The sequence below is a fragment of the Mesorhizobium sp. CA15 genome, assembly GCF_020165215.1.
Classification (GTDB): Bacteria; Pseudomonadota; Alphaproteobacteria; order Rhizobiales; family Rhizobiaceae; genus Mesorhizobium.
Genome location: NZ_JAIUHQ010000030.1, coordinates 1 through 14,360 on the forward strand (window position 1 = coordinate 1; position 14,360 = coordinate 14,360).

Genomic DNA, 14,360 nt, shown 5'->3' on the forward strand with positions numbered 1-14,360 from the left:
CGAAAGGACGACCAGGATTCATTCGGTCTCCTTCCCACTTCAACCATACACCAGAACCAACACACAGGATTCTAGGGTCTGCGCGCGTCGCTTCGCTCCTTGCTCCGCCCGAAGAACAGATGGGACGGCGCGTCCCCTTCCGGACATCTCCCCACTTGGACCTCACCGCGCTGCCCGAAAATGCTTGGAGAGCTTCAAGCCCTGCGCCTGATAGTTCGAGCCGAGTTCGGTGCCGTAAAGCGCCTGCGGGCGTTTCAGCATATGTTCGTAGACGAGACGGCCGACGATCTGGCCGTGGTCGAGGATAAAAGGCACCTCGTGGCTGCGCACTTCAAGCACCGCGCGGCTGCCGCTGCCGCCGGCGGCGGAGTGGCCGAAGCCCGGATCGAAGAAGCCGGCATAGTGGACGCGGAACTCGCCGACCAGCGGATCGAAGGGTGTCATCTCGGCGGCATAGAGCGGCGGCACGTGCACGGCTTCTCGGCTGACCAAGATATAGAATTCGTCCGGATCGAGCACCAGTTCGCCGGCGCCGCTCTTGTAGATCGGCTCCCAGAAATCGACGACATCCTGGGCGGCGCGCTTGTCGACGTCGACCAGTCCGGTGTGGTGCTTGCCGCGGTAGCCGACAAGGCCGTCCTTGTCGCCGTCGAGATCGATGGAGAGCGCGATGCCGCCGCCTGAAATATTGGGCGGCTCGGTGGCGACCAGCATCTCGGCGCGGTGAAGGTCGCGCAGCTCATTCTCCGAGAGCACCGCGTTGCCGGTGCGGAAGCGGATCTGCGACAGCCGCGAGCCGGCGCGCACGACGATCGGGAAGGTGCGCGGGCTGACCTCGAGATAGAGCGGCCCGCGGTAGCCGGCGGCAATCTTGTCGAACTCATGGCCGCGATCGGTCATGACGCGCGTGAATATGTCGAGACGGCCGGTCGAGCTCTTCGGATTGGCCGAGGCGGATACGTTCGCCGGCAGCGTCAGGCTCTCGAGCAGCGGCACGATATAGACGCAGCCGGTTTCCAGCACCGCGCCCTCTGCAAGGCTGATCTCGTGCAGCTTCAGCCGCTCGAGCTTGTCGACGACCCGATGATCTGGACCCGGCAGGAACGAGGCACGCACGCGAAACGCCTTGTCGCCGAGCCTTAGATCGAGGCTGGCCGGCTGGATCTGGTCGGCGTCCAGCGCGCGCGGCGACTTCAGCGCCTTCGCCTCGAACAGCGCTGCGATGTCCTGATCCGGAAGAATGCCTGTTTGCCGCAAAGGCTGGCTCCGTTCACAAGGCCGGGCGAGGATCTAAGCGGGCTCTTGCCGCCCGGCTGGTACAAACCTCTTAATGAAGCCGGCAATTGACGCAAGCGCGGCGCGGGTCTAAAGGGTCGTTATCCCGTGGTGATTTGGCCGGTCGGCTTGCAGCCACGTTAAATAAGTCGCTAAAGGACCGTCGAGCCGCAAGGCTATATGGACCGGTTGCGACTTCGCGGCCGGTTTTTTTGTGTCTGAAAGCAGGGCTATGAGCACCAAGAAGCGCAACTGGAAACCTCAGACAGCACTCGTGCATGGCGGAACGTTGCGTTCCGGTTTCGGCGAGACATCCGAGGCGATGTATCTCACCCAAGGCTATGTCTACGAGACGGCGCAAGCGGCGGAAGCCCGCTTCAAGGGCGAGGAGCCGGGCTTCATCTATTCGCGCTACGCCAACCCGACCGTCGACATGTTCGAAAAGCGCATGTGCGCGCTCGAAGGCGCCGAGGATGCCCGCGCCACCGCTTCCGGCATGGCCGCAGTAACCGCCGCGCTGCTCTGCAGCGCCAAGGCCGGAGATCATATCGTCGCGGCGCGCGCCCTGTTCGGCTCCTGCCGCTGGGTGGTCGAGACGCTGGCGCCGCGCTACGGCATCGAGGCGACGCTGGTCGACGGCACCGACATCGCCAATTGGGAAAAGGCGATAAGGCCGAACACCAAGCTGTTCTTCCTGGAAAGCCCGACCAACCCGACGCTGGAGGTGGTCGATATCGCCGCCGTCGCCAGGCTCGCCAATTCGATCGGCGCGCGCTTGATCGTCGACAATGTCTTCGCCACGCCGCTGCAGCAGAAGCCCTTGCTGCTCGGCGCCCATATCGTCGTCTATTCGGCGACCAAGCACATAGACGGCCAGGGCCGCTGCCTCGGCGGCGTCATCCTGTCGGACAAGAAGTGGATCGACGAGAACCTGCACGACTATTTCCGGCACACCGGTCCCAGCCTGTCGCCCTTCAACGCCTGGACGCTGCTCAAAGGCCTGGAGACGCTGCCGCTGCGTGTGCGCCAGCAGACCGAGAGCGCCGGCAAGATCGCCGATTTCCTGGCCGAGCGGCCGGAGATCGCCCGTGTCATCTATCCGGGCCGCGCCGATCATCCGCAAGCGGATATCGTCAAGAAGCAGATGTCGGGAGGCTCGACGCTGATCTGCCTCGACGTCAAGGGCGGCAAGCAGGCGGCCTTTGCCTTCCAGAACGCGCTCGACATCGTGCTGATCTCCAACAATCTCGGTGACGCCAAGAGCCTGATCACCCATCCGGCGACGACGACGCACAAGAACCTGAGCGACGAGGCCCGCGCCGAGCTCGGCATCGGGCCAGGCACGCTGAGGCTCTCCGTTGGCCTGGAGGACAGCGACGATCTGCTGGAAGACGTGGAACAGGCCCTGAAGGCGGCAAAATAGAAGGCTGAGAACGCCGCGGCCCGAGCCTTCCAGAGCCGCAATTCCGGACGGAAACCGTTTCACACTTTTCCTGGAATTGCTCTAGGCGAGCTCCTCCAGCTCGGTCATCGCCTTGGTGCGGATGGTCATGGCGTTGCCGCGCCATTCGACGGCGCCGCCGAACCAGGCGCGCGCCCAGATGGCCGGCAGCAGGGCATCGCGCACGATCATCGCGGTTATGCTGCGCGGCGACAGGTACCAGCCCTTCGCAAAGGCCAGCAGCCATTCCGGCAGGTAGGCGATCGCCAGCACGCCCAAGGCCGTCGTGGGCAGGCTGACGCCGGCGCTTGCCGCCGCAATCAGCGCCAGCAGCAGCGGCACCGCAGCGCCAGTCAGGATCTCCGGCGCGAAGAACAGCGGAAAGGTAACCCGCCGCAGCCGCGCCCAGCGCGTCTGGCGCGACCAGACCTCGGCGAGCCTGCGCTGGCCGAGCGGCTGCTCGAATGGCGAGGCGACGAGGTTGACATTGAGCCCCAAGCCGTTGACCAGCTTGGTGGCCGCCGCGTCCTCGGCGACTTCGGCGGCCAAGGCCTGAATACCGCCATTGGCATCGAGCATCGGCTTGTTCCACAGCATGCTCTTGCCCTGGGCGAAGCCAAGGCCAAGCGCCTCGCCGGCATACTGCCAGCGCGCCTGCAGCGTGTTGAGGAAGGCGCATTCGACTTCGGCCCAAAACCCGTCCGGCCGCGAGCCGATCGGCGTCGAGCAGACGAGGCCGGTATCCGGCCGCCATGCCGCCATCAGGTGCTGGACATAGTCTCTCGGCATCAGCACGTTGGAATCGGCGAGGATCACCCAATCGTGTCTCGCCGCCTGCCAGCCCTTGACGCAGTTGTTGAGCTTGGGATTGGCGCTGACGCGATCGTCGCCGATCAGCAGCCGCGCAGGAATTTTGGGGTGGCGCGCGATCGCCGCATCGATCAGCTTGACCACCGGGTCTTCGGCATGCGCGACGCAGAAGATCAGCTCGTAGCGCGGCCAATCGAGCGAGAAGGCGCGCTGCAAGGTCTCCGGCGTGAACGGCTCGACGCCACGCGACGGCACGATGATGGAGACCGGCGGCCGCGCGCTGGAGGGCGGCGCGATGACATGCCGCCGCTTCAGCCGCGACGAGGCGAGCAGGATGCTGGCGAGATTGAAGGAAAGAAGCGCTGACGAAGCCAGGCCGGCTGCGATAGTCAGTTCCATCGAGATCTGGTCACCCCCGATAGAGAGTTTCACCGTTTCACGCAAACGGCGACCCACTCCATCTCCTTGTTTTCACGCAATTCCGGACGGAAGGCTACGGCGAAGGCGCCGAGCCTAACCGCTCGCGCTTTCCTGGAATTGCTTTAGGCCGCACGCGGCCGTTTCAACTGTTACAGAGCGCCCGAGTCGCCCGGCACGGTTTGTGCACACCAACATTGTCATGTGTCACCTAAATGACATTGTTTTTCGGCACCTGCACTTACAAGGCTGGCAGGATGGTCGGCGCTGCGTTTATCAAGAGCGGAGCGTGACATATTTTCCGCGGCGGCAACCGGAGTGGCCCATGTATCGCGCAGTGACGCGCAACATCGAAGTGCTGGTCAGGCCCTTCTATCTGGAGGACCGCTCCGATCCGTCCGAGAACCGCTATGTCTGGGGCTATCAGGTGACGATCGACAACCGCTCCGACGAGTTCGTGCAGCTTGTGTCGCGCTACTGGCACATCACCGACGGTCAGGGCCGGGTCGAGGAGGTGCGCGGCGCCGGCGTCGTCGGCGACCAGCCGGAACTCAATCCCGGCGACAGTTACCAGTACACCTCGGGCTGCCCGCTCTCGACGCCGTCAGGCATCATGGTCGGCCACTACACGATGCGCAACGGCCGCGGCGAGACGTTCGATATCGCCATTCCGGCTTTCTCGCTCGACATGCCAGGGACAAGGCGCACGGTGAATTAGACGTCGGCGACAGCCTCTTTCTCCCCGTTTCACGGGGAGAAATGCCCGGCAGGGCAATGACGGGCGGCGCCGGCCTTCTGAGATTTTCCTTGAGGCGGACGACCGCGTCGCCAGCGTGTCGCTATGATCGCCAACGTTGGCGCCGCCCTCATCCGCCCTTCGGGCACCTTCTCCCCGTGGAACGGGGAGAAGGAAGAGAGATCACTTCGCGAATTCAGCCGGGTCGAAGTCGTATTGGGTCGAGCAGAACTCGCAGGCGACATGGATGCCGCCCTCCTCGGTCGATTCCTTGATCTCCTCAGCCGAAAAGCCTTCGAGAATGCCGCGGATCTTGTCGCGCGAGCAGGAGCACTGGTCGGCGACAGGGACGCCGCGGAAAACGCGCACGCCGTGTTCGTGGAACAGCCGGTAGAGCAACCGCTCGGCGCCCACCGTCGGGTCGATCAACTCGGTCGGCTCGATCGTGCCGAGCAGCGCCAGCAACTCCTGCCAGGAATTGTCGGCCGGCTGGTCCGCAACGTCACGCGGATCGCCGTCGCCGCCGGAAATATCGGGAACGCGCATGCGTTCCGGCGACTGCGGCAGGAATTGCGCCAGGATACCGCCGGCGCGCCACTGCTCGCGCGCGCCGGCCGGGCCGGGCGTGACCAGCTTGGCGACCGACATCTTGATATCGGTCGGGATCTGCTCCGACTGCCGGAAATAGGTGCGCGCGGCATCCTCGAGCGAGGTGCCGTCGAGCTGGACGATGCCCTGGTAGCGCTGCGTATGCGCGCCCTGGTCGATGGTCAAGGCCAGGACGCCGTCGCCGAGCAGCGTCTGCTGCGAGGTCTCGCCGGCGGCGGTCAGCGCCTGCAGCCGGTCGGCATCGAAGCGCGCATAGGCGCGCAGCGCATGCGGCGTGGTGAAATCGGCCACCAGCATGTCGACCGGACCGTCGGTGCGGGTCTGCAGGATGAACTTGCCTTCGAACTTCAGCGAAGTGCCGAGCAGCACGGTGAGCACGCAGGCTTCCGCCAGCAGGCGGGCGACCGGCTCAGGGTAATCGTGGCGGCTCAGAATAGCATCGAGCATCGGCCCGAGCTGCACGGTGCGGCCGCGCACATCGAGCGGCGCGACCTCATAAGGCACGACATGATCGTCGCCGGCGAAGCCGAATTCACCGAGTTGGGGTTTATGCTCAGCCAAGGTCTGGGTTTCCAACATGACAATACTCCGGGGCGCAGCCATGCCGCCCGGTGAGCCGCATGCGTCGAAGCGCGTTCAATTTACGTGATGGCCCGCAAATAGGCATCACATGTCCCCAGATCAAGTTGAGCCCGATCGGGCCGGAAGCGGTCAGGTCCAGCCCTTCTCACGCGCCCAGACACCAGGCCAGCACCGCCTTCTGGGCGTGCAGCCGGTTCTCGGCCTCGTCGAAGACCACCGAATGCGGCCCGTCGATCACCTCGTCGGTGACCTCCTCGCCGCGATGCGCCGGTAGGCAGTGCATGAACAATGCATCGGGCTTGGCTTTTGCCATCAGCGCCGCATTGACCTGATAGGGCAGGAAGACGTTGTGGCCGCGGGCGCGATGCTCCTGGCCCATGGAGACCCAGCTATCGGTGACGACGCAGTCGGCCTGGTCGACGGCTTCCTCGGCGGACCTGGAAAACCGGACCTTACCGCCATTGGCTTTCGACCAGTCGACATATTTCTCGAAAGGCTCGCTGCCTTCCGGCACCGCGATATTGAGGTTGAAGCTAAACCGCGCCGAGGCCTCCAGGAGCGAATGCAGCACATTGTTGCCGTCGCCGGTCCAGGCGAAGGTCTTGCCGGACACCGGGCCGCGATGCTCCTCAAAGGTCATGATGTCGGCCATGAGCTGGCAGGGATGCGTGTCGTCGGTCAGCCCGTTGATGACCGGAACGGTGGCGTTCTCGGTGAGCTCCAGCAGCCGGTCGTGCGAGGTGGTGCGGATCATGATGGCGTCGACATAGCGCGACAGCACTTTCGCCGTGTCGGCGATTGTCTCCGAACGGCCGAGCTGCATCTCGGTGCCGGTCAACATGATAGTCTCGCCGCCGAGCTGGCGCATGCCGACATCGAAGGACACGCGAGTGCGCGTCGACGGCTTGTCGAAGATCATGGCCAGCACCTTGCCATCGAGCGGTTTTGAACGCTCACCTGCCTTGAGCCTGGTCTTTCGCGCCACCGCGTCGTCCAGCATGATGCGCAGGTCGCCCGCGGAAACGGCGGACAGATCGGTGAAGTGGCGAACACTCATCGGCAGGTTCCAGAAATTATTTGGCGGCTTCGGCGGCAATCGCGTCGGTCAGGCGCTTGGCGCCGCCGCGAATGCGCTCCAGCGCCACGCCGATCTCCTCGTCGGTGACGGTGAGCGGCGGCAGGAGGCGGATGACGTTGTCGCCCGCCGGCACGGCAAGCAGGTGCTGGTCGCGCAGCGCCATGTTCACCTTGGCGTTGGGCATGGCGCATTTCAGGCCGAGCATAAGGCCGGTTCCCCTGATGCCCTCGATGACGTCGGGGAATTCATCGGCCACCGCCGCAAGGCCCTGCTTCAGAAGCAGCGCCTTGCGCTGCACGTCCTCGAGGAAGCCGTCGGCCAGCACCACGTCGAGCACGGCGTTGCCGACGGCCATCGCCAGCGGATTGCCGCCGAAGGTGGTGCCGTGCACGCCGGCCGTCATGCCGGTCGCCGCCTCGTCGGTGGCAAGGCAGGCACCCATCGGAAAGCCGCCGCCGATGCCCTTGGCGATCGCCATCAGATCGGGCGTGACGCCTGACCATTCATGCGCGAACAGCTTGCCGGTGCGGCCAATGCCGCACTGGACCTCGTCGAAGATCAAAAGCAGGCCGTGCTTGTCGCAGAGTTGCCGCAGCCGCTTCAGCGATTGCGTCGGCACCGGGCGTATGCCGCCCTCGCCTTGCACCGGCTCGATCAGGATCGCCGCGGTTTCCGGCGTGATCGCCTTTTCAGCGGCGTCGATGTCGTCGAAAGCGACCTGGTCGAATCCCTCGACCTTCGGGCCGAAGCCTTCGAGGTATTTGTATTGGCCGCCGGCGGCGATCGTCGCCAGCGTGCGGCCGTGAAAGGCACCCTCGAAGGTGATGATGCGGAAGCGCTCGGGATGGCCCTTGACGAATTGATAGCGCCTGGCCGTCTTGATGGCGCATTCCAGTGCCTCGGCACCGGAATTGGTGAAGAACACCTTGTCTGCAAAGGTCGCCTCAGTCAGCCGCTCGCCCAGCCGGCGCTGTTCCGGGATCTCATAGAGGTTGGAGACGTGCCACAGCTTGGCGGCCTGCTCGGTGAGCGCCGCGACCAGATGCGGATGGCCGTGGCCCAGCGAATTCACCGCGATGCCGCCGGCGAAGTCGAGATATCGCTCGCCCTTGTCGGTGACCAGCCAGGTCCCCTCCCCGCGGTCGAAAGCCAGGGGTGCGCGGGCAAAGGTCTCGTAAAGCGCCGAACCGCTCATTATATGCGTCTCCGGAACCGGAAATCAAAAAAGCCGCCAATGCGGCGGCCTTTGCGGCTTATCATGTTTTTCGGCCATGAAGTCAACGAAAACGTCACGCAGAAGCGCGTGGCAAGCCCCTGACGCCACGCCGGCTCATAAGTAGGCCGGCAAGTTGGGGAAAACCGAAAAAACCGAATCGTGTTGCCCTGGGGACTCTTGTCACCGAGTCAGCGCATAAGGTATTTGTAGTCGAGAAATAACTAGATTTCGTGCGGCGGACCTAATCACCCGGTATATGTGGTGTTGTTTGCCCGGCGAGAGCCGGGGGCGGGAAAGGATTCTGACTGTCGTACGCCTCAGCAGGAGCGCGGTCTCATGAACTGGACTGACGAGCGGGTCGAACTTCTCAGGAAATTGTGGTCGGAGGGTCTGAGCGCCAGCCAGATCGCCGCACAGCTCGGCGGGGTGAGCCGCAACGCCGTCATCGGCAAGGTGCATCGCCTGAAGCTGTCGGGCCGCGGCCGCGCAACGGCCGCTCCGGCGCGCCAGAAGAAGGCGACGCAAGGCGCCTCGATGCAGAAATCGGTGACCCGCGCCGCGAGTGCCACACGTCACGTGACCACCACCATCGGCGCCACCGCGCTACAGGTGCAGTTCGACGCCGAGCCGGTCGCGCGCCACTATATCCGACCGGTCGAGAACGTGGTCGTGCCGATCTCGCGGCATCTGCAGCTCGTCGAGCTGACCGAACGCACCTGCAAATGGCCGAACGGCGATCCGCTGTCGGAAGACTTCAACTTCTGCGGCAACGACGCCGCCGAAACGGGACCCTATTGCAAGTATCATTCGCGGGTGGCGTTCCAGCCGGCGGGCGAGCGGCGCAGGGCGCGCTGAGCGAATAGAGAATAGCGAATAGCGAATAGCGAATAGCGAATAGCGAATAGCGAATAGCGAATAGCGAATAGCGAATAGCGAATAGAACTGGATAGAGTTTCGCGAAAAGGGCAACTTATTTCGCCTACTCGCTACTCCCTATTCGCTACTCGCTCTCTATTCCCTTAGTGCCCTACTTCCCTATTTCACAGCCATCCATTCCTCTTGAACCGCCAGTACAGGAACGCGCAGATGAGCGCGATCGCCACCAGGACGGCCGGATAGCCGTATTCCATCTTCAGTTCCGGCATGTCGGAGAAGTTCATGCCGTAGATGCCGGCGAAGGCCGTGGGCACCGCCAGAATGGCGGCCCATGAGGCGAGCTTCTTGGATATTGCGGTTTCCTGGCTCTGCCCGACCAGCAGACTGGCTTCGAAGGCGAAGGCCAGAACCTCGCGCAGGGAGTCGATCTTTTCCTGCACGGTGCGAATGTGGTCCGTCACATCGCGAAACAGCGGATGCATGGCGGCATGTATCTGCGGCAGGTCGGCGCTGGTCAGCCGACGGCAGACCTCGACCAGCGGCAGCGCCGCATTGCGCAGCCGCAGCAGATCGCGGCGCAGCATGTAAAGCCGCTCGATATCGGAACCGGTCATCGGCTTCAGAAGCACCTTGTCCTCGATCGCCTCGACCTCGTCCTCGATCTGCTCCAGCACCGGCATGTAGTTGTCGACGATGAAGTCGAGGATGGCGTAGAGGACGAAATCCTCGCCTTTGGCGAGCGAATGCGGGCAGCTCTCCCAGTGCTGGCGCACGGCGGCGTAGGAGGTCGACGGGCCGTGCCGGACGCTGACAATATAGCCGGCGCCGACGAACAGATGCGTCTCGCCGAAAGTGACACGGCCGTCGATCAATTGCGCGGTGCGGGCAACGATGAAGAGGGCGTCGCCATATTGCTCGATCTTCGGGCGCGCATGCGGATGCTCGGCATCCTCGATCGCCAAATCATGCAAGTGGAATTGCGCCTGCACCCGGAGCAGCAGGTTGCGATCGGGCTCGAGCAGGCCGATCCAGACGACATGGCCGGGTTTTGCCGCCCATTCGCCGGCCTGTTCGATGGCGATGTCGGCGATGCGCTTGCCGCCCGAATAGACGCTGGATGCAATGATGCCCGACGTTGGGGCCGGGGTCAGGTTTCGAACTTGTTCCATCGCAAACCTCCCGAGACTGCGACTGACAAAATCGCTGTCCCTGGAGGAGCTTATCCTAAATCAGGAAGCCATTCGAGAGGCGGCGGTTCACTTGGCCGGCACCGGGCCGGGAAGCACGACCTTGTCGGTCTTGTCGCCTTTCGGCCGGTCGGCTGGCATCTGGTCGCCCGTGACGATGTAATAGATCGTCTCGGCGATATTGGTCGCGTGGTCGCCGATGCGCTCGATGTTCTTGGCGCAGAACAGAAGATGCGTGCACGGTGTGATGTTGCGCGGATCTTCCATCATGTAGGTCAAGAGCTCGCGGAACAGCGAGGTGTACATGGCGTCGATCTGGTCGTCCCGGTCGCGCACGAGGCCAATCCTCTCGACCGAGCGCGAGGCGTAGACGTCGAGCACTTCCTTGAGCTGCGTCAGCGCCAGATTGGCAAGCGCCTCGATACCGCGGAAAAGGCTATTCGGCTGGCGGCCGTCCACCGAGGCCACCCGCTTGGCGACGTTCTTGCCCAAGTCGCCGACACGCTCGATATCGGCCGAGATACGGATCGCGCCGACGATCTCGCGAAGATCCGTCGCCATCGGCTGGCGCCTGGCGATGATGATGATGGCCTTGTCGTCGATCTCGCGCTGTCCTTCGTCGAGGACGAGATCGTCCTGGATGACCTTCTGCGCGAGGCCATGGTCGACATTCACCAGAGCCGCGACCGCCTGTTCGACCATGCGCTCGGCATGGCCGCCCATCGCGGCGATGCGCTTCGACAGGAATTTCAGCTCTTCATCATAGGCACTGGCGATATGAACGGACTGCATGGATATGCCTTCCCGGCTTGTGCCGGCTGGTGCGTTCCCTCAATCCGTCGCTGATACGTGAACCGCATGACAGAAAGAAGAAAATCCCGGTTGGTAACCGATATACGATCAGCGAGCCGGCAAATGAACCGTGAACGCCGCGCCCTTGCCGACTTCCGACTTGATGGACAATCTTGCGTTATGACGGGTCAATATATGCTTGACGATCGAAAGGCCAAGCCCGGTGCCTTTCTGGGCGCGGCTGTTTTCAACATCGACGCGGTAGAAGCGCTCGGTGATGCGCGGGATGTGCTCTTCGGCAATGCCCGGACCATAATCCCTTATCGTGACGTCGAAGCCCGGCTGCTGGCCATCCTCGCCGCCGGCGACCGATACGGTGACGCGCCCGCCTGACTGGCCGTATTTGCAGGCATTCTCGAGGAGATTCTCGAAGACCTGGAACAACTCGTCGCGATCACCGGGGACGACAAGCGGCGCGTTGGCGAACTCCCGCTCGATGACGACGCCGTTCTCACTGGCCAGCGGCCCCAGCGAATCGATCACGCTGTCGATCGTCTGGCGAAGATCGACTTCCGTGCCCGGTCCCAGATAGGGTTTCATCTCCAACCGCGACAGTGAGAGCAGATCGTCGATCAGGCGGGCCATCCGGCCGGTCTGGTTCTGCATGATCTGCAGGAACTGGTCGCGCGCCGCCGGATCGTTGCGGGCCGGCCCGCGCAGCGTCTCGATGAAGCCGGCGATCGAGGCAAGCGGCGTGCGCAGCTCATGGCTGGCATTGGCGATGAAGTCGGCGCGCATGCGATCGATGCGACGCGTCTCGCTTTGATCCTTGAACACCAGCACGTAAAGGCCTGTGGCATGACCGACCGTGGACGCGCTGACCCGATATGTGCGTTCCACCGGCAGCTTTTCGGTGTAGTCGACCGCATCGGAAGCGACTTCCCCGGCAAGGATGCCGTCGAGCAGCGCCTGCATCTCCGGGGCGCGGAACTTGAGCGACAGCGACATACCGGGCGCCAGTCCGCCAAAGGCGGCGAAGGCGGCAGCGTTGGCGTGAACGATGGTGGCGGAATGGTCGAAGATGATCAGCGGGTCGGCGACCGCGGCGGCCAGGTATTCGCCGGAGAGCCTCTGCAGCCCGCTGGCCTCGATCGCTGCCCCCGCATCGGCCGGCTGGCGTTCGGCATCTGCGGGCAGCATCGCCGCGGCCGCCAGCGCGGCCAGGGCCAGCAGCAGCACATAGGCGGATGAGCCGGCGAAAAAATAAACGGCAAGGACCGCGAGAACGCCTGCGCCAAGCAGCCAGCGGTTGCGCGCCAGCCGTCCGGCCAAGGCTCGCCCCTTGTTGTCTTGTCCCGCGCCCGTCTCTGCCATAGGCCCGCGCCACCCCGCATCCCGTTCGACCGGTCAGCCGGCTCGCTGGACCGGCCTGACGCATGGGACCCTGGAAATCAGGATCGATTTTCGCGAAGGTTCATGCGCAAGATCAAAATGCTGCAGCGTCTTTGCGCTGCACAGGCTCCATAGCATGAGTCCGCAAACTGGAAAGGTTCGTCCGGATGAAAAAAGCCAAGGAAACGGCTGAAGCGGTGCCGGCCACGGCACCGATCAAGATCAAGATCGGCGGCAAGGAGCGCGAGTTCGACATCGACAATCCGGTGCTGCCTGACTGGATCGAGGACAACAAGCTTACCGCCGGCGGCTATCCTTACGACAAGAAGATGAAAAGCGAGGACTACGAAAAGGAGCTCGAGGAGCTGCAGATCGAACTGGTCAAGGCGCAGGCCTGGCTACAGGCCACCGGCAAGCGGGTGATGGCGCTTTTCGAGGGCAGGGACGCGGCCGGCAAGGGAGGCACGATCTTCGTGCTGCGGCAATATATGAACCCGCGCACGGCCCGCAACGTCGCGCTGCCCAAGCCGACGCCGACCGAGGCGGGGCAATGGTATTACCAGCGCTATGTCGACCATTTCCCGACTTCGGGCGAATTCGTCACCTTCGACCGCTCCTGGTACAACCGCGCCGGTGTCGAGCCGGTCATGGGGTTCTGCACGCCGGAGCAGCATGAGAAATTCCTCGACGAGACGCCGCATTTCGAGCGGATGATCTGCAACGAAGGTATGCATTTCTTCAAATTCTGGCTGAATATCGGCCGCGAAACGCAGCTCGAACGGTTCCATGACCGCCGCTGGTCGCCGCTGAAGAACTGGAAGTTCTCGCCGATCGACATCGCCGGAGTCGGCAAGTGGGACGACTACACCAGGGCGCGCGACCAGATGATCGAGCGCACACATAAGGAGTTCTCGCCCTGGGTCGTCGTGCGGGCCAATGACAAACGACGCGCCCGGCTTGCGGTGATCCAGCGTATCCTGCTTTCCCTGCCCTATGACGGAAGGGACCTCGACGCCGTCGGCAAGCCCGACAAGAAGATCATCGGCGAGGGGCCGGAATTCCTTAAAGACTAGTTGTTGTTCTTCGTCTGGAACCGCTGGCCTGCCCTACCCGCGGGGTAACGCGGTTCCGGACGAGTTACAGCGCCGCGCGCCTTTCGGCTCGCGCGGCGCTGAGGTTTCATGCCGGGAGCTCAGGCGGCCAGGCGAGCAATCCGCTGCAGCCGCTTCAGCGTGGTGTCATCCTGAAGCGCCTGCTGGAACAGCGTGATCTCGTGGTCGATGCGGTCGCACAACACGTCCGTATCTCCCTTGAGCAGGCTGCGCGTCTGCAGCAATGCCGCAACAGGCTTCTTGGCCAGCTGTTTGGCCCTCGCCAGCGTTGCTTCCTCGGCGCTGCCTTGCGTCACGATCTCGCCGACCAGGCCCAGCGCCTTGGCGTCTTCGACGCCCAGCGTATCGCCCAGGCAGAAGAAGCGGAACGCACCGGCATAGCCGAGCTTCTGGGGCGCCAGAATGCTGGTCGCGGCGTCCGGCACCAGGCCAAAATCGACGAACGGCACCCTGAAGGTGCTGCCCCTGGAAGCGATCACCATGTCGCAATGGAACAGGATGGTGCAGCCGACGCCGACGGCATCGCCGTCGACGCAGGCAAGGACCGGCTTGGGGAAGGTCGCCAACATGCGGAACATGTCGGTGACGGCGGCGATCAGCTCTCGGTGCTTGGTGGCGTCGAGGAACTCCGAGAAGTCCCCTCCAAGGCAGAAGCACCCAGCAAGGCCGCGCAGCATGACGACGCGGACCTCGTCGTTGACCGCCGCATCGCGCAAGGTCCTGGCAAGGCTCGCATAGGCGTGCCTGTCGAGCACTGGCCGGCCGTCATGCGAGGACACGGTGACGACCAGCGTATGGCCGCGCAGTTCCGGTTCGGGATGGAAACTCATGACCGCC

The 14,360-nt window shown here is 63.7% G+C and carries 13 protein-coding genes and 1 riboswitch; of the genes, 4 read left to right on the top strand and 9 right to left on the bottom strand.

Annotated features, from left to right (window positions below; genetic code table 11):
* Positions 1-162 precede the first annotated feature (162 nt).
* Positions 163-1,257: a 2'-deoxycytidine 5'-triphosphate deaminase gene (locus LB515_RS27250; RefSeq protein WP_224709557.1), complete on the bottom strand. Its 1,095-nt coding sequence runs from the start codon at positions 1,255-1,257 to the stop codon at positions 163-165.
* A gap of 116 nt (positions 1,258-1,373) precedes the next feature.
* Positions 1,374-1,451, top strand: a riboswitch (SAM riboswitch).
* 56 nt (positions 1,452-1,507) lie between these two features.
* Here LB515_RS27250 and LB515_RS27255 point away from each other — a divergent pair.
* Entirely contained in the window at positions 1,508-2,698 is a 1,191-nt protein-coding gene (locus LB515_RS27255; RefSeq protein ID WP_224709558.1) for an O-succinylhomoserine sulfhydrylase, read from the top strand.
* Positions 2,699-2,779: 81 nt separating this feature from the next.
* Here LB515_RS27255 and LB515_RS27260 read toward each other — a convergent pair whose 3' ends face one another.
* Complete coding sequence (locus LB515_RS27260; protein WP_224544972.1) at positions 2,780-3,925, bottom strand: ceramide glucosyltransferase; 1,146 nt, start codon at positions 3,923-3,925, stop codon at positions 2,780-2,782.
* Positions 3,926-4,268: 343 nt separating this feature from the next.
* On the opposite strand from LB515_RS27260, the gene apaG reads away from it, so the two are divergent.
* Positions 4,269-4,661, top strand: coding sequence for a Co2+/Mg2+ efflux protein ApaG (apaG, locus tag LB515_RS27265; protein ID WP_095765893.1), 393 nt, complete (start codon positions 4,269-4,271; stop codon positions 4,659-4,661).
* 201 nt (positions 4,662-4,862) lie between these two features.
* Here apaG and LB515_RS27270 read toward each other — a convergent pair whose 3' ends face one another.
* The 3 genes from LB515_RS27270 to LB515_RS27280 form a co-directional block, all read right to left on the bottom strand.
* Complete coding sequence (locus LB515_RS27270; protein ID WP_140845700.1) at positions 4,863-5,891, bottom strand: Hsp33 family molecular chaperone; 1,029 nt, start codon at positions 5,889-5,891, stop codon at positions 4,863-4,865.
* 124 nt (positions 5,892-6,015) lie between these two features.
* Positions 6,016-6,927, bottom strand: a complete 912-nt coding sequence (gene argF, locus LB515_RS27275; RefSeq protein WP_224709559.1) for an ornithine carbamoyltransferase — start codon at positions 6,925-6,927, stop codon at positions 6,016-6,018.
* Positions 6,928-6,943: 16 nt separating this feature from the next.
* Positions 6,944-8,143 carry an aspartate aminotransferase family protein gene (locus tag LB515_RS27280; RefSeq protein WP_224709560.1) on the bottom strand — a complete coding sequence of 400 codons (1,200 nt, stop codon included), beginning with the start codon at positions 8,141-8,143 and terminating at the stop codon, positions 6,944-6,946.
* Positions 8,144-8,500: 357 nt separating this feature from the next.
* On the opposite strand from LB515_RS27280, the gene LB515_RS27285 reads away from it, so the two are divergent.
* On the top strand, positions 8,501-9,019 hold the full coding sequence (locus LB515_RS27285; RefSeq protein WP_095765897.1) for a GcrA family cell cycle regulator: 519 nt from the start codon (positions 8,501-8,503) through the stop codon (positions 9,017-9,019).
* Between the two features lie 185 nt (positions 9,020-9,204).
* Here LB515_RS27285 and LB515_RS27290 read toward each other — a convergent pair whose 3' ends face one another.
* The 3 genes from LB515_RS27290 to LB515_RS27300 all read right to left on the bottom strand — a co-directional run bounded on the left by LB515_RS27290 (position 9,205) and on the right by LB515_RS27300 (position 12,393).
* Positions 9,205-10,209 carry a magnesium and cobalt transport protein CorA gene (locus LB515_RS27290; protein WP_224709561.1) on the bottom strand — a complete coding sequence of 335 codons (1,005 nt, stop codon included), beginning with the start codon at positions 10,207-10,209 and terminating at the stop codon, positions 9,205-9,207.
* 87 nt (positions 10,210-10,296) lie between these two features.
* Entirely contained in the window at positions 10,297-11,019 is a 723-nt protein-coding gene (phoU, locus tag LB515_RS27295) for a phosphate signaling complex protein PhoU (RefSeq protein WP_095765899.1), read from the bottom strand.
* Positions 11,020-11,127: 108 nt separating this feature from the next.
* Positions 11,128-12,393 carry an ATP-binding protein gene (locus LB515_RS27300; protein WP_224709562.1) on the bottom strand — a complete coding sequence of 422 codons (1,266 nt, stop codon included), beginning with the start codon at positions 12,391-12,393 and terminating at the stop codon, positions 11,128-11,130.
* Between the two features lie 185 nt (positions 12,394-12,578).
* On the opposite strand from LB515_RS27300, the gene ppk2 reads away from it, so the two are divergent.
* Positions 12,579-13,484 (top strand): polyphosphate kinase 2, encoded by a 906-nt coding sequence (ppk2, locus tag LB515_RS27305; protein WP_224512977.1) that lies wholly within the window; start codon positions 12,579-12,581, stop codon positions 13,482-13,484.
* Between the two features lie 119 nt (positions 13,485-13,603).
* On the opposite strand, the gene LB515_RS27310 is transcribed toward ppk2, so the two are convergent.
* Positions 13,604-14,353 carry an enoyl-CoA hydratase-related protein gene (locus LB515_RS27310; RefSeq protein WP_140845695.1) on the bottom strand — a complete coding sequence of 250 codons (750 nt, stop codon included), beginning with the start codon at positions 14,351-14,353 and terminating at the stop codon, positions 13,604-13,606.
* Positions 14,354-14,360: the final 7 nt, after the last annotated feature.

Bases quoted from the DNA above. Each gene is read 5' to 3' on its own strand.
- argF (WP_224709559.1), bottom strand. From the start codon at position 6,927: ATGAGTGTTCGCCACTTCACCGATCTGTCCGCCGTTTCCGCGGGCGAC.
- LB515_RS27310 (WP_140845695.1), bottom strand. From the start codon at position 14,353: ATGAGTTTCCATCCCGAACCGGAACTGCGCGGCCATACGCTGGTCGTC.
- LB515_RS27260 (WP_224544972.1), bottom strand. From the start codon at position 3,925: ATGGAACTGACTATCGCAGCCGGCCTGGCTTCGTCAGCGCTTCTTTCC.
- phoU (WP_095765899.1), bottom strand. From the start codon at position 11,019: ATGCAGTCCGTTCATATCGCCAGTGCCTATGATGAAGAGCTGAAATTC.
- LB515_RS27300 (WP_224709562.1), bottom strand. From the start codon at position 12,393: ATGGCAGAGACGGGCGCGGGACAAGACAACAAGGGGCGAGCCTTGGCC.
- LB515_RS27285 (WP_095765897.1), top strand. From the start codon at position 8,501: ATGAACTGGACTGACGAGCGGGTCGAACTTCTCAGGAAATTGTGGTCG.
- LB515_RS27290 (WP_224709561.1), bottom strand. From the start codon at position 10,209: ATGGAACAAGTTCGAAACCTGACCCCGGCCCCAACGTCGGGCATCATT.
- apaG (WP_095765893.1), top strand. From the start codon at position 4,269: ATGTATCGCGCAGTGACGCGCAACATCGAAGTGCTGGTCAGGCCCTTC.
- LB515_RS27255 (WP_224709558.1), top strand. From the start codon at position 1,508: ATGAGCACCAAGAAGCGCAACTGGAAACCTCAGACAGCACTCGTGCAT.
- LB515_RS27270 (WP_140845700.1), bottom strand. From the start codon at position 5,891: ATGGCTGCGCCCCGGAGTATTGTCATGTTGGAAACCCAGACCTTGGCT.
- LB515_RS27280 (WP_224709560.1), bottom strand. From the start codon at position 8,143: ATGAGCGGTTCGGCGCTTTACGAGACCTTTGCCCGCGCACCCCTGGCT.
- ppk2 (WP_224512977.1), top strand. From the start codon at position 12,579: ATGAAAAAAGCCAAGGAAACGGCTGAAGCGGTGCCGGCCACGGCACCG.